The following is a 17,562-nucleotide window of genomic DNA, read 5'->3' on the forward strand; positions in this document are numbered from 1 at the left end:
AGCCGACGAACCACGAGCGGCACGCCACAACGCACTCCCGGAACCGGGTGCCGACGTGTCACGATTCAGAGCACGGCGTACGGGGCGCCGACACGACCGCACCGGCAGGTGCGCGGAGGAGGATGTCCGGTGTCAGCGGGTGGCGCCCGCCGGGGACGGCGGGACAACGGGCTCGACGCGAGCGAGTACGCCGTCGCGGGCGACGTCGACCCGCGGGTCGGCGAGCACCTGCTCGACGTGCTCGCCGCGGGCGGGATCGCCGCCTACCTCCAGCCCTCCGCCGACCTGAACCCGATCACCCGCACCACCACCGTGCCGTCCCGGCCGGTCGACCGGCTCTACGTGGACCGTTCGCACCTGACCACCGCCCGGGACTATCTCACCCAGCTCGCCGACGAGGCGACGCCGGAGCCGGCCCGTGCCGAGCCGGACGTGGACGCCGAGTGGGAACGCCTCGTCGCCGCCTTCCACACCGCGCCGGCCGCCGGCAGTCATCCCTGGCCGGCGTCCGAGGACATCGACGACGGGGCCGATCCGGCCGCCCGCGCGGGTGGCCCGACGACCAGGGCGGACGAGCCGACGGGGCCGACCGCCACCGACGTACGCCGGTTGCCGTACGCGGCCGACATCTCCGGCATCTCGGTGAGCCCCCGGGGCCGGCAGCAGGACGAGCCGTCGCTGCTGGACGGCCTGGACACCTTCGGGGCCGACCTGCCGGACGACCCGGAGGAGGGCTACACCCCGCCGCCGCCTCCGCCGCTGCCCCGGATCTCGAAGTACGCGGTGGTCGGGGTGCTGGGGATCGTGCTCGGTTTCGTGCTCTTCCTCAACCCGTCGTTGCTGCCGGTGGACGCCTCGGTGGTCACCCTGCTCGGTTTCACCGGCATCCTCGCCGGGTTCGTCACGTTGATCTGGCGGCTGCGCCCCGGCGACGAGGACGATCACGACCCCGACGACGGCGCGGTCGTCTGACCCTGCGGCACGCCGCCGGGGCCACCGGTCACCCCGCCCGAATCCCGGGACACCACAGCCCTCACGCCGGGCGTAACAGTGGTGTAACTTACGGTCAGTAGGAATACCGCTGTAGGTCACTTCCCCCACCGACTGCCCGGTTGTTCCTTGCTCGCGTGGTCGGTCCCCTGCCGATCGGAATGCCCGAGATGCGACAGAGTTCACTGGTGGTGGTGGCCAACCGGCTCCCCATCGACGACAGCGTGGCGCCCGACGGCGCCTGTGAGTGGCGGCGCAGCCCCGGCGGGCTGGTCAGCGCCCTGCACCCCCTGCTCCGGCAGACCCCGGCCACCTGGGTCGGCTGGGCCGGCGGCACCGGGCCCGCGCCCGTGCTGCCCGACGTGGACGGTGTGCACATGCGCACCGTCCCGCTCAGCGCCGACGACCTGCGCGACCACTACGAGGGCTTCGCCAACGCGACGCTCTGGCCGCTCTACCACGACGCGGTGGAGCAACCCGAGTACCACCGCCGCTGGTGGGAGGCGTACCAGCGGGTCAACCAGCGGTTCGCCGAGGCGACCGCCGAGGTGGCCGACCCCGGCGCGGTGGTCTGGGTGCAGGACTACCACCTGCAACTGGTCCCCGGCCTGCTCCGCGAGCTGCGGCCCGACCTGCGGATCGGCTTCTTCCTGCACGTGCCCTTCCCGCCGCCGGAGCTGTTCATGCAGCTCCCCCGCCGGGCGGAGCTGCTGCGCGGGATGCTCGGCGCCGACCTGATCGGGTTCCAGCGGGCCCAGGCGGCGCACAACTTCGCCCAGCTCGCCACCAAGGTCCTCGGCCTGCCGGCCACCGACCGGCGGATCGGCGTACAGGACCGGGTGGTGCGGATCGGGGCGTACCCCGTCTCGATCGACACCGCCGAGATGGCGGCGCTGGCCGCCCGGCCGGACGTCACCGCGCGGGCCCGCCGCCTCCGGCACGACCTGGGCGACCCCGAGCGGGTCATCCTCAGCCTGGACCGGATGGACTACACCAAGGGCATCGAGCAGCGGCTGAAGGCCTACAGCGAGCTGCTCGCCAGCGGTGACGTCAAGGTCCGGGACACGGTGCTGGTGCAGGTCGCCATGCCGAGCCGGGAACGCGTCGGCCAGTACCAGATCCTGCGGGACCGGATCGAACGCGAGGTCGGCCGGATCAACGGCGAGTTCGGCCGGGTCGGCGAGCCGGCCATCCACTACCTCACCCAGCCCTTCGACCGGGCCGAGCTGGCGGCGCTCTACCGGGTCGCCGACGTCATGGCGGTCACCCCGCTGCGCGACGGGATGAACCTGGTCGCCAAGGAGTACGTGGCCGCCCGGGTCGACGACACCGGCGCGTTGCTGCTCAGCGAGTTCGCCGGGGCGGCGGCCGAGCTGGACCGGGCGTACCTGGTGAACCCGCACGACCTGGAGGGGCTCAAGCAGGGGCTGTTGTCGGCGCTGCGGGCCGGGCCCACCGACCTCGGCGACCGGATGCGGGCGATGCGCCACCACCTGCACCGGCACGACATCCGGGCCTGGGCCCGCTCCTACCTCAGCGCCCTGGACGACACCGGCTCGCTGCTCACCCGGCTCAGCAGCAGCGGCTGAGGACGTCGGCACCGCACCGGGCGGCGGGTCGCCGCCCGGTGCGGTGCCGACGGTCAGCTCTTTGCCGGCTCCTTGACCAGCCAGTCCAGGAGCGCGTCCAGCGGCTCCTGCCAGCGGGTGTCGAGCATCAGGTCGTGTCCCATGCCGGGGAAGAGCAGCGGGGCCGCGCCGTACCGGCGGGCCGCCCGGGTCAGTGCGGCCGGCGGGACGACCCGGTCGTCCGGGCTGCCCAACACCAGCACCGGCGGGCGACCCACCGCCGGCTCAGCCGCCCGGCCGGCGAGCAACTGCCACTGCGCCCGCCGGCCGGCCCGACCCAGCCGGGCCAGGTGCCGGCGGGCGTCCGCCTCGGGCAACTCCCGGCCGAACAGTTGCCGGCGGTGCAGCCGCAGCGCGCCACCGAACAGGGCGGGCAGCGTGCCGAGCGGGTTGGCCCGCAACGCCGCGCCGGCCGTGGCCGCGCCGCCGAGCACCGGCGCGACCAGCACCGCCGCCCGGGCCGGGTACCGCGCCAACGCGTGCGACACCACCAGGGCACCCGCGCCGTGCCCCACCAGCACCGCCTGCCGGGGCAGCCCCGCCGCCACCTGGACCACGTCATGGGTGTACGCCCGCAGCGTCGCCCCCGGCGCCGGTTCGCTGCCGCCGTGCCCGCGCAGGCTCATCGCGTACGCGGGGAAACCGCGCGACGCGGCGTGCTCCAGCCAGTGCTCGGCGAACGCCCACGCCCCGTGCCCGAACCCGGGGACGAACAGCAGCGGCGGACGCCCCTCGTCCAGCTCCGGGTCGACGCCGAGCACCTCGCGGCGGGCCGGACGGACCGGGTGGGCCCACTCCCGCCCCCGCATGATCCGGACCCGCTGATCGGTCGTGCCGGTCACTTGCCCTCCAGCTCGTCGAGGGCGCGCTGCACCGCGCGCAGGTAGTCGACGTGGCCCACCTCGAACCAGTGCCGGCTGCTGTCCTTGACCTTCCCCGCGTACCGCTCCCCCGCGCCGGCCGCCGCCCGGGAGGCGAACGCGGCGGCCCGCTGCGGCTGCTCCCGGCGCAGCCGCAGGGACCTGGCGAAGAGCACGGTCTGCCAGTGCGCCAGGGTGAACAGCCCCGAGTCGGGCTGCAACAGCCCGGCCACCGCCAGCGTCGGGTGGCCCGGCGGGAACGCGTGCAGCCACAGCCGGGGGCGGCCCGAGCCGTCGGCGTCGCCGAGGACACCCGGGTCGAGGAACTCGAAGCGGGGCAGGTAGCCGGTGGCGAAGACGACCAGCTCGGGGTCGATCTCCCGGCCGTCGGTGAGGGTCACCCCGCCGGGATGGAACCGGGCCAGCTCCGGCACGGGGGTGATCTCGCCGTGGCCGACGTAGTAGACCAGTTGGCTGTTGGCGATCGGATGCGTCTCGTAGACCCGGTGGTCCGGCTTCGGCAGCCCGAACCGGGTCAGGTCGCCGACGGTCAGCCGCAGCGTCCAGTGGTAGAGCCACTGCCGCAGCCGCAGCGGCACCCGCAGCGACAGCAGCGCGTCGTTGACCTGGTCGGCGGGGCGGCCGAGGACGTACTTCGGGGCGTACCAGTAGCCGCGGCGGGTGGAGTGCCAGCAGCGGGACGCCTGCTGGGCCGCCTCGACCGCCAGGTCGCAGCCGGTGTTGCCGGCCCCGACCACCAGCACCCGCTTGCCGCGCAGCTGGGCGGGGTCCTTGTAGGACGAGGCGTGCATGACCTCGCCCCGGAACTCCTCCAGCCCCTCGTAGCGGGGCAGCTTCGGCGACCAGTTGTGCCCGTTGGCGACCAGCACGGCGGCGTACCGGGAGGTGCGTTCCGGGCCGTACCCGCCGGTGCTGCGGGTGGTGACGTCCCACCGGTCGCCGTCGACCGGTTCCACCCGCACCACCTCGGTGCCGAACCAGATGTGCCGGCGCAGGTCGAAGTGGTCGGCGTACCGCTCGAAGTAGGACAGCAGCTGGCTGTGGTGCGGGTAGTCCGGCCAGGAGTCCGGCATCGGGAAGTCGGGGAACTGGGTGAACGGCCGCGACGAGATCAGGTGGGTGCTGGCGTACACCGGGCTGCGGTCGTGCCGCCAGTTCCAGCCGCCGCCGACGCCGGTCTCGCGTTCGTAGCAGTCGACGCCGAAGCCGTGTTCGGTGAGGTTCTTGACGGCGGTGAGGCCGCTGGCCCCGGCCCCGATCACGCAGACCGTGTCGCCCCGGTCGGAGACCGGGCGGCCGTCCCGGTTCGGGGCGAGCGTAGTGGGCTCCGGATCGGGCCGGCCGTGCTCGGTGGAGGGGGACACCGGGAATCTCCTTATGTGCGGCCAGGTACGCCGGTTCGACCGGCATCCTTCCGGGCCCCCGACCCGTTGTCCAGCCCGGCTCGCGCGGGTGTCGGGACGCGACGCGGATCGGCCCCCGGGCCGCCGCGACGGCCGACCCGGGGACGCTGCCGCCGGTCAGCCGGTGACCGGCAGCAGCAGGTCGACCAGGACCGGGAAGTGGTCGCTGGCCCGGCGGGTCGTCGGGGTGTCCACCACGTCGTAGCCGACCACCTCGACCCGGGGGTCGACGAAGAGGGCGTCGATGCGGCGACGCGGGTCGGCGCACGAGTAGGTGTGCCGGTCGGCGGCGTCGGCGGCGATCGCGGCGTCGGTCAGGCCGGCCGCCACGGTGCCCCAGGCCGGGCCGTCCGGCCCCTCGTTGAGGTCGGCCCCGAAGACCACCGGCAGGTCGCTTGCGGACAGTTCCCGCCGCAGCAGCGCCGCCTGGCCGGGCCGCTCCGCCGGGTCGGTGGACAGGTGCGAGCCGGCCAGCAGGAACCGGGCCCCGCCGACCTGGCAGCGGGCGTACGCCGCGCCGCGCAGGTGCCGGCCCGGGGTCAGCGGGAACCGTTGGCAGTGCGTCCCGGTCACCCGGACCCGCAGGCTGGTCAGCAGCAGGTTGCCCAGCGACGGCAGCCCACCGGCGGCCACCACCAGGCCGAACGAGTCGGCCAGCGCGGCGGACTTCTGCCGCCACCGGAACCGGCGCGGCGCCTCCTGCACGATCACCACGTCCGGGGCGGCCTCGCGGACCACGCTCGCCAGCGCCGCCGTGTCGTCGCGCTGGCTGTGGATGTTGTACGACACCACCCGCAGCGGCACCCGGCCGGCCGCCGGCTCGGGGACGGCGGCGGTGGGCCCCGGCCCGGTCGGCGCGGCGCTCATCGGCGGCGGGCCAGGTCGGCAGCGCCGATGACGCCGGCGCTGTTGCCCAGCTCGGCGGGGCGTACCTCGGCCACCGGGAGCCGGCTGCGCTGGGCCAGCGCGTCGGTGAAGGACCGCCGGGTCGGGCCGAGCAGCAGGTCACCGGCGTCGACCACGCCGCCGCCGACCACCAGCACCTGCGGGTCGAGGATCTGCGCCATGTCGGCGAGGCTGGTGCCGAGCCAGCGGCCGATCTGGGCGAACGCCTCGGCCGAGATCGGGTCGCCGGCCTGGGCGGCGGTGGTGACCATCGGGCCGGTGATCGCCTCGGCCTCGCCGCCGGCCAACTCCAGCAGGGCGGTGGCGCGCTGCGGCTCCTGGCGGGCGCCGGCGCGGGCGAACCGGACCAGGGCGCTGCCGCTGGCGTACTGCTCGATGCAGCCGAGCCGGCCGCAGCCGCACTGGTGGCCGTCGGGGACGGTGAGCATGTGCCCCAGCTCGGCGGCGATGCCGTGGGCACCGCGGACCAGTTCGCCGCCGAGGACGATGCCGCCGCCGACGCCGGTGCCGATGGTGAACATGACCATGGAGTCGTCGGCGTCGCGGGCCGCGCCGTGCCGGAACTCGGCCCAGGCCGCCACGTTGCCGTCGTTCTCGACGATCACCGGGAGGCCGGTGGCGGCGCTGACGTAGTCGCGCAGCGGTTCGTCGCGCCAGGCCAGGTTGGGGGCGAACAGCACGGTGGAGCGGGACGCGTCGATCCAGCCGGCCGCGCCGATCCCGACCGCGTCGACCTGGTGGCCGGTGGCCAGCTCGGTGACCAGCTCGATGATGACGTCGCGGGTCTTGCCGACGTCGTCCGCGGGGGTGTCCCGCCGGGCCTGCACGAGCACCCTGCCGGTGTCGTCCACGACACCGCCGGCCACCTTCGTGCCACCGACGTCGACTCCGATGGTCAGCGTCACCGCGGCCACTCCCCTCTGCTGTGCTGCCCGACATCGGCCTTACCGGCCGTACGCTGCCGGGATGTCCGGTGGTCAGGCCCCGTCGCCTGGTGCGTCCCCGTCCGCGCCGGCCGGCGCGCGCGAGGTGGGCACCACGGGACCGTCGGCCGTGGGCCGGACCTGCTGGGCCGGCGCGGCCGGCCCGGCGTCGTCGACGGGCGGTGCGGCGGCGGCGGGTTCGACCGCGTCCTCCGCCCGGGTGGCGGCGGACCAGACGTCCCGCTCCGGCGCCGACGCAGAATCATGCCCGGTGCGGGTGGCCTCGCGCCACACATGATCGGCTCCGGAATCGGAAGGGCTGGTCGGCGCGGCGGCGTCACCGGACGTCCCGGGGGTTGCTTCCCCTCCTGCGGGCGGGCCGAACGCGCGCATCAGGCTGGCGACGCCGGCCGCCAGATCCCCCGCGCCGGTGGCGAGCCGCTCGGCGAATTCGGGACTGGGATCACGCAGGGCGGCGACAGCCCGGCAGATCGGACAGATGCAGCACTCGGCCGATCCGGTGGCGAAACCCTCCGCCCGGTGGCTGCCGCCGGCCGACCGGGACGCGCCGGCACTGTGACCGAGGACACCCGAGACGATCCCACCGAGCGGACCCCACGGTCCCGCCCCCGGGCCGCCGCCGGCGGACGCCAGCCGGGCCGTCGCGAGCAGCGTGGCGACCAGCCGTTCCGCTTCCTCCCGGGCCGAGCCCGGTTCCGTTGCGCCCATGGTCGGCTCCTCCGTCGTGTCGCCGGCCGTCGCGTCGCTACGCCGCACCGGTTGCTTCTACCCGGCGCTTGAGCTGCTTCAACGCCGTATCCATGATCATTTTCTCGGCCTTGCGGCGAAACATGCCGAGCATGCCCACCGACAACTCGACCTCCAGCGTGTAGGTCACCGTGCAGGTGCCGTCCGGGTTGCCGACCAGGTCGTACGAGCCACGCTGGGACTTCTGCATCGTCGAGGGCGTCACCAGGTGCCACTCGATGCGGGACAGGTCCTCGGCGTACTCGTAGGCCAGCACGTACTCGTCGGCCATCACCCCGGCGTCGATGGTGAACCGGACCTGGCTGGCGTAGCCGTCCTCGTACTCCTCGACGACCTCGGTCCGGCGCACCGCCTCGGTCCACTCGGGGTAACGCGCGAAGTCGCAGACGACCGCCGCGACCCGGTCCGGTGACGCGCCGATGACGATCGACTGGGTGGAGGAGTCCGCCATGGGGGGAGGCTACCCGGCGCGTCCGGCGGATGCCCCGCTCCACCCCCCGGGCCGGGGTCGGGCCGGTGGACGGGCAACCTGGCTGGCGCATCCGCCCGGCCGGCCGGGTAGGTTTCGACCATGCCGGCCCGTGGTCGGCCCGGCCAGTGCGAGCACGAGGGAGTGCAGGTGCGCGAGTTCTCCGTCCCGCCGATCGTCACCATCGGCGACGCGGCAAACCTGACCGACCCGGTCTGGGACAACGCCGAGGCCGCGCCGGACGCGGTGCAGTTCGTCCGGCCCGCCGTCGAGGGTCGCGCCCGGGTCGACGTCACCTGCCGGCAGTTCCGCGACGAGGTGGTCGCGGTGGCCCGGGGGCTGGCCGGCGCGGGGATCTCCCCCGGCGACCGGGTCGCCCTGATGAGCCGCACCCGCTACGAGTGGACCCTGCTCGACTACGCCATCTGGGCCGCCGGGGCGGTCACCGTCCCGATCTACGAGACGTCCAGCGCCGAACAGGCCGCCTGGATCCTCGCCGACTCCGGCGCGGTCGCGGTGGTGGTGGAGACCAACAGCCACGCCACCCTGGTCGCCGGGGTCCGCGACCGGCTGCCCGAGCTGCGCGAGGTCTGGCAGATCGAGCTGGGCGGGGTCGACGAGATCGTCGCCGCCGGCACGTCGGTCGACCCGGACGAGATCGAGCGCCGCCGCACCTCGGTCCGCGCCGCCGACGTCGCCACGATCATCTACACCAGCGGCACCACCGGCCGCCCCAAGGGCTGCGTGCTGACCCACCGCAACATGTACGCCGACATCGCCAACGCGGTGCCGGTGCTGCCGAACCTGTTCCGGCCGGGGGCCTCGACCCTGCTCTTCCTGCCGCTGGCGCACGCCTTCGCCCGGCTCATCCAGATCGGCGTGGTGCAGGCCCGGGCCACGATGGCGCACTGCGCCGACACCCGCAACCTGGTCGCCGAACTCCAGGAGTTCCGGCCGACGTTCGTACTCTCGGTGCCCCGGGTCTTCGAGAAGGTCTACAACGGCGCCCGGCAGAAGGCCGAGGCCGACGGCAAGGGCGCGATCTTCGACCGGGCGGAGAAGGTCGCCATCGCCTGGAGCGAGGCGCAGGAGACCCCGGGCGGTCCCGGCTTCGCGCTGCGCGCCCAGCACGCGGTCTTCGACCGGCTGGTCTACCGCAAGCTGCGGGCCGCCCTCGGTGGCCGCTGCCGGGACGCGATCTCCGGCGGCGCCCCGCTCGGCGCCCGGCTCGGGCACTTCTTCCGGGGCATCGGGGTGACCATCTGCGAGGGGTACGGCCTCACCGAGACCTCCCCCGCCGCCGCGGCCAACCTGCCCACCGGCACGAAGATCGGCACGGTCGGCCGGCCGCTGCCCGGCGTGACGATCCGGATCGCCGACGACGGCGAGATCCTGATCGCCGGTGACCTGATCTTCCAGGGCTACTGGAAGAACGAGGCGGCCACCGCCGAGGCGCTCGCCGACGGCTGGTTCCGCACCGGCGACCTGGGGCACCTCGACGACGACGGCTTCCTCAGCATCACCGGCCGGAAGAAGGAGATCATCGTGACGGCCGCCGGCAAGAACGTCGCCCCGGCGGTGCTGGAGGACCAGGTACGGGCGCATCCGCTGGTCAGCCAGTGCCTGGTGGTCGGCGACCGGCAGCCGTTCATCGCCGCCCTGGTCACCGTCGACGAGGAGGCGCTGCCGAAGTGGCTGGCCGCGCACGGCCTGCCCGAGGACACCCCGGTCGGGCAGCTCGTGGCGCACGACGCGCTGCGGGCCGAGATCCAGGGCGCGGTGGACACCGCCAACCTGGCCGTCTCCAAGGCCGAGGCGATCAAGGTGTTCCGCATCCTGCCCCGTGACTTCACCGAGGCGACCGGCGAGTTGACCCCCTCGCTCAAGGTCAAGCGGCAGGTCGTCCACAAGACGTACGCGGCCGAGATCGCGGAGATCTACCAAGGCTGACTACGATCCGTCACGTGCCCGCCTCCACAGCCGTCCGCCCCCAGACGCGTCCCGTCGCCGCCGCCGCGCGTGCGGTGATGCTCGCGCTGGTCGGCGCACTGACCCTGATCGCCACCCGCGACCCCGCCCAGCTCTGGTGGATCGCCCTGCTGGCGGTCGCCGGAGCGCCCGCCCTGCTCGCCCCCGAGCACCGGCTGCTCGGCCCGCTGAGCCGGCTCGCCGAGGCGGTGGTGATCGGGCTGGCCGCCAGCCAGGTCGCCGTCTCCTCCGCCCTCGGCTCGTCGGTCGGCGGGCTGGGCGCCTCGGCGGTGCTGCCCTACCTGGCGGTGCCGGTGACCGTCACCGCGCTGCGCCGGCAGTTCCGCGAGGGCGCGGTGCTGCTCGGGGTCACCGCGGCCACCCTGCTGGTGGCGGGCGCCTTCACCGAGGTCGACGGTGGGCGGCAGCTCGGCCAGCCCGGTTACCTGGCGGTCTGCGCGCAGTGGCTGATCCTCGCCGGGCTCGGCCTCTACGCCGCCGGCACGCTGCACCAGGTGATGCGGGTCCGGGCCGAGGGCAAGCCCCAGCCGTACGCCGAGGCGACCCGGCTGCTGACCCAGTTGCGCACGGTCGCCCGGCAGCTGCCCGGGGCCACCCTCGACCCGGGCGGCATCTCCGAACACCTGCTGGAGGAACTGCGTACCGTCGCCCCCGGCAACCGGGGGGCGGTGCTGTCGGCCAGCGGCGGCGGGCGGCTGGTGGTGCTCGCCCAGGTCGGGGTGGACCGGGTCGACTGGGAGACGACGCTGGACGCCGACTCGGCGATCGCCGACGCCTGGGCCAGCCAGCAGCCGCAGACCTCGGCCCGGTCGCAGGCCCGCTCGCACACCGGCGGGGACGTCTCGGCGCTGATCGTGCCGCTGGTCGCCGGGGTCCGTACGGTCGGCCTGGTGGTGCTGGAGGCGGACGCGGCGCACGCCTACCCGCCGCCGGTGGTGTCCCGGGTGACCGCGCTGACCGGCCCGGCGGCGCTGCGCCTGGAGGCGGCGCTGCTCTTCGACGAGGTGCGGTCGCTGGCCACCAACGAGGAGCGGCAGCGGCTGGCCCGGGAGATCCACGACGGGGTGGCGCAGGAGCTGGTGATGGTCGGCTACGGCATCGACAACGCGCTGGCCTACGTCGACGAGGACCCGAAGGAGACCGCCGAGGCGCTGCGCACCCTGCGGGGCGAGGTGACCCGGGTGATCACCGAGCTGCGGCTGAGCCTGTTCGAGCTGCGCAGCGAGGTGGACCGGCACGGTGGCCTGGCGGCGGCGATCGCCGAGTACGCCCGGACCGTCGGCGCGTCGGGGGGCTTGCGGGTGCACCTGTCGCTGGACGAGTCGACCGCCCGGCTGCCGGCCGCCACCGAGGCCGAGTTGCTGCGCATCGCCCAGGAGGCGGTGACCAACGCCCGCAAGCACGCCGGGGCGGCTAATCTCTGGGTCACCTGTGAGGTGGACCCCCCGTACGCGCAAATTGAAGTGTCGGATGACGGTCACGGCATCGGTGACCAGCGCACCGACGGTCACTACGGCCTTGCGATCATGGCGGAGAGGGCGGAACGTATCCGGGGCCGGTTGGAGATCAGTCCCCGGCAACCCAGTGGTACGACCGTGGCGGTGGTGGTGGGTTCGTCGCCCCGGCGCGATAACGTGCGTGGCAGCGCAGCAGCAGAAGTGGAGTAATTCGAGGATGACCACAAGCCCGACACCGGCCACCCGTACCAAGGTCCTCCTTGTCGACGATCACGATCTGATCCGCAAGGGGCTGCGGCACGCCTTCGAGCGGGACCGTCAGTTCGAGGTCGTCGGCGAGGCCGCCACGGCGGCGGAGGGCGTGCGCCAGGCCGGCGCGCTGCAACCGGACGTCGTGATCATGGATCTGCGGCTGCCCGACGGCAGCGGCCTGGAGGCCACCCGGGCGCTGCGCAAGTCCAGCGCGTCGATGGGCATCGTGGTGCTCACCATGTACGCCGGTGACGACCAGCTCTTCGGCGCGTTGGAGGCGGGGGCGAGCGCCTTCGTGCCGAAGACCGCGCCGGCCGACGAGGTGGTGGCCGCCGCCCGGCACGCCGCCTCCTCGCCCAGCGCGTTCACCGCCGCCGACCTGGCCGAGGCGATGAAGCGCCGGCTGGCCCCGTCCGGCCCGCAGCTCTCCCCCCGCGAGGGGCAGGTGCTGCGGCTGCTCGCCGACGGCATGAGCGTGGCCGGCATCGCCAAGCAGCTCTTCGTCAGCGAGTCCACCGCCAAGACCCACATCTCGAAGCTCTACGAGAAGCTGGGCGCGGCCAACCGGGCGCAGGCGCTGATGACCGCCCTGCGGCTGGGCCTGCTCGAGGCGCCGGACGCCCCGAAGTTCTGAGGCGGGGCCACCCCGCCGGGACGGCAGGCCCGGGTCCACCCCGGACCTGGGCCTGCCGTCGGCACACCACCGGTTCGACTGCGCCCGGTGAGGGACCCGTCGCGCACTGATCACGGTCTTTGCACCCGGGCGGTGGGCGGGCAGAATACCCGGGTGAACCGTACGGTCGACCTTGCTCGCGGTGGTACTCGACAAAGGGGTTGGGGATGCAGCGACCGAACTGGGCACCCGACGACATCGACATCGAACGCCCCAGTGTCGCCCGCATGTACGACTACTACCTCGGCGGCTCGCACAACTTCGCCGCCGACCGGGTGGCCGCCCGGGCGATGGTGGAGGCGGTGCCCGACGCGCCGTTGATGGCCCAGGCCAACCGGGCCTTCCTGCGCCGGGTGGTGCAGCATCTGGTCGACTCCGGCATCCGCCAGTTCCTCGACATCGGCTCCGGCATCCCCACCGTCGGCAACGTGCACGAGATCGCCCAGCGGGCCGACCCGCGGGCCCGGGTGGTCTACGTCGATGTCGACCCGGTCGCCGTCGCGCACAGCCAGGAGATCCTCGCCGGCAACCCCAACGCCGCCGTCGTGCAGGAGGACCTGCGCCGGCCGGAGGCGATCCTGGCGCACCCCGAGGTGACCCGGCTGATCGACTTCTCCCAGCCGGTGGCCGTGATGATCGTGGCGGTGCTGCACTTCATCCCGCACTCCGACCATCCCGAGGACACCCTGCGGACGTTGCGCGCGGCGCTGGCCCCGGGCAGCTACCTGGTCCTCTCCCAGGCCAGCGACGACACCCGCAGCGGGGCCGAACGGGCCGAGGCGGAACGGGTCTACCGGCGTACCGACAACCCGCTGTGCATCCGCAGCCGGGCCGAGCTGACCGCGTTCTTCGACGGCTTCACGCTTGTCGATCCCGGGGTGGTCTGGGTGCCGCAGTGGCGACCCGAGACGCCGGAGAGCGCCGAGAACGCCGAGCAGGCCGTCTTCCTCGGCGGCGTCGGGCGTCTCGATGGGTGAGCCGGCGAGCCCCCGGGCGTCCTGCCCGGGCACGTTCGCCCGCGCCTGGGCCAAGGCCGTCTCCGGCACCAGCTACCTGCCGATGACCCAGGCCCAGCTGGAGGAGCTGCTGCAACGGCTCACCGTACGACTGGCCGCCGCGCTGCGGGCCGAGCCGTTCGACCCGCGCATCGGTCACCAGGTGGGTGCGGAGCTGGTGGCCGCGCACATCGCCTCGGCGGAGGGGCTGGGGCGTACCGTCGAGGTCGTCCAGCTCCGCCTGCTGCGCGACCTGGGCCTGGTCGGCGACGACATCTCCGACCGGCTGGCCCGGTTGCTCGCCACCATCACCACCGGGTACGCCCGCGCGCTGCGCGACCGGACCCTCGACGAGCAGGAGTCCATCCGGCGGGCGGCGATGGTGGCCCGCGCCCAGGCCGAACGGGCGCTGCGCGACAGCGAGTCCCGCTTCCGCCACCAGGCCACCCACGACCCGCTCACCGACCTGCCCAACCGCACCCTGTTCACCGAGCGGCTCGCCACCGCCATCGCCGCCCCGGGGCGGGGTTCCGCCCGGGTGGGGGTGTGTTTCCTCGACCTCGACCGGTTCAAGGTGGTCAACGACTCCCTCGGCCACCAGCTCGGCGACGCCCTGCTGGTGCAGGTGGCGCAGCGGCTGAGCCGGGCGCTCGGCGAGCACCTGGTGGCCCGCCTCGGCGGCGACGAGTTCGTCATCCTCGTCGAGCACACCGACGGCACCGACGACGTGGTGAAGGTGGCGGAGGCGGCGCTCGCCGCGGTCGCCGAGCCGGCCCTGGTCGAGGGGCACGAGCTGACCGTCACCGCCAGCGCGGGCATCGTCGAACGGCCGGTGGCCGGCACCACCCCGGGTGAGCTGATGCGGGCCGCCGACAGCACCCTGCACTGGGCCAAGGCGGCCGGCGGCGCCCGCTGGGCGCTGTTCGACCCGGCCCGGCACCGCACCGAGCTGGCCCGGTACGCCCTGTCGGCGGCCATCCCCGCCGCCCTCGACCGGGGCGAGTTCTTCCTCGACTACCAGCCGCTGACGTCACTGCGGGACGGCACCGTGGTCGGGGTGGAGGCGCTGGTCCGCTGGCGGCACCCCGAGCTGGGGGTGCTCGGCCCGGACAGCTTCATCGGCCTGGCCGAGGAGACCGGGCTGATCGTCCGGCTCGGCGGTTGGGTGCTCGCCGAGGCGTGCCGGGAGGCGGAGAGCTGGGCGGCCGGCGGCGGGCCGGCCCCGTTCGTCAGCGTCAACCTGGCCGTCCGGCAGGTCCACCGCCCCGACCTGGTGCAGGAGGTGCGCGGGCTGCTGGCGCAGACCGGGCTGCCGCCGCAACGGCTCCAGTTGGAGATCACCGAGAGCACCATGATGAGCACCGGCGGGGAGGACCCGGTCCGGGCCCTGCGGATGCTCAACGACCTGGGTGTCCGGATCGCCATCGACGACTTCGGCACCGGCTACAGCAACCTGGTCTACCTGCGGGACCTGCCGGTGACCGAGCTGAAGGTGGCCGGCGAGTTCGTGACCAGGCTGCGCCGCCCGCAGGTCGACCCGGCCAGCCGCAACGACGAGCAGATCCTGGCCTCGCTGGTGTCGCTGGCCCACGCGCTGGACCTGACCGTCACCGCCGAGGGGGTGGAGACCGCCGACCAGGCCGACCTGCTGCGCGCCATCGGCTGCGACGCCGGCCAGGGCTGGCACTTCGGCAAGCCCGCCCCCGCCGCCCGCATCCTCGAACAGATCCGCTGACCCACAACTTGAGGCCCGTTCCGGGGCTGGTCGACCGGCGGCTCAGCCAGGGGCGGCGGTGCCGGTGAGCAGGTCCGTCAGGCGGCGGGCCTGGGTCTCCCAGCGCCACTCCTTCTCCACCCAGGCCCGCCCGGCCGCGCCGAGCTGCCGGGCCAGGTCCCGGTCGGCGAGCAGGGTGGCCACCCGGTCGGCGAGCACGGCGACGTCCCGCCCCGGGACGACGTACCCGGTCTCGCCCTCGCGGACCGCGTCCGGTGCGCCGCCGGAGTCACCGGCCACCACCGGCAGCCCGGTCGCCGACGCCTCCAGGTAGACGATGCCGAGCCCCTCGACGTCCAGCCCCCGGTTGCGGGTACGGCAGGGCATCGCGTAGACGTCACCGGCCGCGTAGTGGGCGGGCAGCGCCTCCCACGGCACCGAGCCGGTGAACACCACGTCACGTTCCACACCGGTGGACCGGGCCAGCTTCTCCAGCGTCGCCCGGTACGGCCCACCCCCGACCACCAGCAGCGCCGCGTCGGGCACCCGGCGGCGGATCGCCGGCAGGGCCCGGATCAGCATGTCCTGGCCCTTGCGTGCGACCAGCCGGGAGACACAGACCACCACCGGCCGGTCGGCCAGCCCGAGCCGGGCCCGCACCGGAGCGCCGTCCACCCCGGGGTGGTAGGTGTCCACGTCGACCCCGGGGGCGAGCCGGTGCAGCTCGGTGACGCCGCGCAGGGCGCGTTCCAGCCGTACCCGGGTGTAGTCGCCGAGGTAGGTGACCACGTCGGTGTCCCGGCCGATCCGGCGCAGCGCGGCGCGGGCCCCCGGCAGCGTCGCCCAGCCGGCCTCGTGGCCGTGGGTCAGCGCCACGGCGCGGCGGATGCCGGCCCGGCGACGCAACCCCCCGGCGAGCAGACCCAGCGGGGCGGCGGCGCCGAACCACACCGTGTCGCAGCCGTGCTCCCGGGCCAGCCGGGCGGCCCGGCGGGCGACCCGCAGGGTCGGCAGCAGCACCCGGGTCGCGTCCCGGACCACCGGGAACGGCTGCGCGGCGTCGAACCCGGCGGTGTCGCGCCAACTGGAGGCGTAGACCACCACCGAGCCGGGCGGCTGGCGGACCGCCAGGTGGTGCACGAACGACTGGATGCCGCCGGGACGGGGCGGGAAGTCGTTGGTGATCAGCAGGGTCCGGGTCACCGGCCGGCCTCCCGGGCGTACGCGCGGGCGGCGGCCATCCGCTCCACGGTGGACGGGTGCGAGGCGAACCAGAGGTACTCCGCCCGGGGCGGGTCGGGATCGGCCAGGTTGACCCCGGCGAGCCGGCGTTGCATCGCCTCGAAGGTGGTCGGGTCGCCGGTGAGCGCCAGGGCGTGCGCGTCGGCCCGTGCCTCGACCCGGCGCGACACCAGCGCCTGCACCGGGCCGGCGACCAGCCCGACGACCGTCACCAGGGCGATCAGCAGCGCGAACGCCCGGGGTTCGGCGATCGAGTCGACGCCCGCCCGGCGCAGCAGCGGCGTCCAGGAGCCGACCAGGTAGAGCGCGACGACCGCGGCGGCGGCCCCGAGCGCGCCGGTCAGCGTGCCGGTCCAGACGTCGCGGTCCCTGGCGTGGCCCAGCTCGTGCGCGACCACGCTGGTCACCTCGGCCGGGGTGGCCTCGCGCAGCAGGGTGTCGTAGACCACCACCCGCCGGGTCGGCCCCAGACCGGAGACGTACGCGTTGACCGCCCGGGTGCGGCGGGAGGCGTCGGCGACCAGCACGTCCCGCACCGGTACGCCGTCGCGCTCGGCGAGCGCGGTCAGCTCGGTACGCAGCGGCCCCTGCTCCATCGGGGTGAACCGGTTGAACACCGGTTCGACCAGCACCGGCAGCACGAAGGACAGCAGCACCACCAGCCCGGCCGCGCCGGCCGCCCCGAACGCCCACCACCAGCGCGGGGCGAGCCGGGTGACGGTGTAGAAGCCGAGCAGCACGGTCGCGGCGAGCACCGCGCTGAGCGCGTACGACTTGAGCAGGTCGACCGTCCAGCCGCCCCAGCCCTGGGTGCTCAGCCCGTACCGGGTCAGCACCGACTGCCGCCAGGCGGCGAACGGGAGGGTGAGCAGGTCGGCGACGAGCACCACGGCGATCCCGCCGAGCACGGCGCGGGCGATCCAGTGGTCGCCGAAGGGTCGCCCGGCCAGCTCGACCAGCCGGGCGCCGAGCGGGGTCAGCCCGAGCAGCAGGGCGACCAGCAGGCCGACGGCCAGCCCGGTGTAGCGGCCGGGGCGCAGGGCCGCCTGCAACGCGCGCCCCCGGGCCACCTGGTCGGCGGGCAGGTCACGCAGCGCGGCGAGCTGGTCGGCGCGGGGGGCCGGGGGCCGGCTCCACGGGACCAGCAGGGCACCGACCACGACCAGGGCCAGCACCAACGCCGCCAGGGTGAGCACCGCCCAGCCGCGCGGGGTCACCGGGGCGCCCCGGGGCCGGATCTGCGGGCATGGCGTCGTACCCGTGTCATGCCGC

15 protein-coding genes are annotated in these 17,562 nt (G+C 74.5%); 7 read left to right on the forward strand and 8 right to left on the reverse strand.

Going from position 1 to position 17,562, the window contains the following annotated elements:
- Positions 1–129 precede the first annotated feature (129 nt).
- A complete protein-coding gene (locus tag FJK98_RS24090; protein ID WP_145921028.1) occupies positions 130–972 on the forward strand; it encodes a DUF308 domain-containing protein in 843 nt (280 codons plus the stop codon).
- 188 nt (positions 973–1,160) lie between these two features.
- Positions 1,161–2,579, forward strand: a complete 1,419-nt coding sequence (locus FJK98_RS24095) for a trehalose-6-phosphate synthase (protein ID WP_145921029.1) — start codon at positions 1,161–1,163, stop codon at positions 2,577–2,579.
- Positions 2,580–2,632: 53 nt separating this feature from the next.
- Here the strand turns inward: FJK98_RS24095 and FJK98_RS24100 are convergent, their stop codons facing one another.
- From FJK98_RS24100 to FJK98_RS24125, 6 genes are all read right to left on the reverse strand, one after another.
- On the reverse strand, positions 2,633–3,427 hold the full coding sequence (locus FJK98_RS24100) for an alpha/beta hydrolase (protein WP_145922964.1): 795 nt from the start codon (positions 3,425–3,427) through the stop codon (positions 2,633–2,635).
- Positions 3,428–3,456: 29 nt separating this feature from the next.
- Complete coding sequence (locus FJK98_RS24105; protein WP_145921030.1) at positions 3,457–4,863, reverse strand: NAD(P)/FAD-dependent oxidoreductase; 1,407 nt, start codon at positions 4,861–4,863, stop codon at positions 3,457–3,459.
- A gap of 156 nt (positions 4,864–5,019) precedes the next feature.
- Positions 5,020–5,769 (reverse strand): endonuclease/exonuclease/phosphatase family protein, encoded by a 750-nt coding sequence (locus FJK98_RS24110; RefSeq protein WP_145921031.1) that lies wholly within the window; start codon positions 5,767–5,769, stop codon positions 5,020–5,022.
- Positions 5,766–6,713, reverse strand: coding sequence for an ROK family glucokinase (locus FJK98_RS24115; RefSeq protein WP_145921032.1), 948 nt, complete (start codon positions 6,711–6,713; stop codon positions 5,766–5,768). Before FJK98_RS24115 ends, FJK98_RS24110 begins: the two co-directional genes overlap by 4 nt.
- Positions 6,714–6,785: 72 nt before the next feature.
- Complete coding sequence (locus FJK98_RS24120) at positions 6,786–7,460, reverse strand: hypothetical protein (protein WP_145921033.1); 675 nt, start codon at positions 7,458–7,460, stop codon at positions 6,786–6,788.
- 37 nt (positions 7,461–7,497) lie between these two features.
- Positions 7,498–7,950, reverse strand: a complete 453-nt coding sequence (locus FJK98_RS24125; RefSeq protein WP_145921034.1) for an SRPBCC family protein — start codon at positions 7,948–7,950, stop codon at positions 7,498–7,500.
- A gap of 168 nt (positions 7,951–8,118) precedes the next feature.
- On the opposite strand from FJK98_RS24125, the gene FJK98_RS24130 reads away from it, so the two are divergent.
- From FJK98_RS24130 to FJK98_RS24150, 5 genes are all read left to right on the forward strand, one after another.
- Positions 8,119–9,918, forward strand: a complete 1,800-nt coding sequence (locus FJK98_RS24130) for a long-chain fatty acid--CoA ligase (RefSeq protein ID WP_145921035.1) — start codon at positions 8,119–8,121, stop codon at positions 9,916–9,918.
- Positions 9,919–9,932: 14 nt separating this feature from the next.
- Positions 9,933–11,624 (forward strand): GAF domain-containing sensor histidine kinase, encoded by a 1,692-nt coding sequence (locus FJK98_RS24135; protein WP_145921036.1) that lies wholly within the window; start codon positions 9,933–9,935, stop codon positions 11,622–11,624.
- A 7-nt stretch (positions 11,625–11,631) separates the two neighbouring features.
- On the forward strand, positions 11,632–12,300 hold the full coding sequence (locus tag FJK98_RS24140) for a response regulator transcription factor (RefSeq protein ID WP_007072219.1): 669 nt from the start codon (positions 11,632–11,634) through the stop codon (positions 12,298–12,300).
- A gap of 206 nt (positions 12,301–12,506) precedes the next feature.
- The gene (locus FJK98_RS24145; protein ID WP_145921037.1) at positions 12,507–13,316 is read left to right on the forward strand and encodes an SAM-dependent methyltransferase; all 810 of its coding nucleotides are present in this window, start codon (positions 12,507–12,509) and stop codon (positions 13,314–13,316) included.
- Entirely contained in the window at positions 13,309–15,069 is a 1,761-nt protein-coding gene (locus FJK98_RS24150; protein WP_145921038.1) for a bifunctional diguanylate cyclase/phosphodiesterase, read from the forward strand. Before FJK98_RS24145 ends, FJK98_RS24150 begins: the two co-directional genes overlap by 8 nt.
- A 42-nt stretch (positions 15,070–15,111) precedes the next feature.
- Here the strand turns inward: FJK98_RS24150 and FJK98_RS24155 are convergent, their stop codons facing one another.
- Together FJK98_RS24155 and FJK98_RS24160 are read right to left on the reverse strand one after the other, a co-directional pair.
- Positions 15,112–16,251 (reverse strand): glycosyltransferase family 4 protein, encoded by a 1,140-nt coding sequence (locus FJK98_RS24155; RefSeq protein WP_145921039.1) that lies wholly within the window; start codon positions 16,249–16,251, stop codon positions 15,112–15,114.
- A complete protein-coding gene (locus tag FJK98_RS24160) occupies positions 16,248–17,507 on the reverse strand; it encodes a M48 family metallopeptidase (RefSeq protein WP_145921040.1) in 1,260 nt (419 codons plus the stop codon). The genes FJK98_RS24155 and FJK98_RS24160 overlap by 4 nt, the downstream gene beginning before the upstream one ends.
- Positions 17,508–17,562: the final 55 nt, after the last annotated feature.

Source organism: Micromonospora sp. HM134, from assembly GCF_007833915.1.
In the GTDB taxonomy this organism is placed as follows: Bacteria; Actinomycetota; Actinomycetes; order Mycobacteriales; family Micromonosporaceae; genus Micromonospora; species Micromonospora wenchangensis.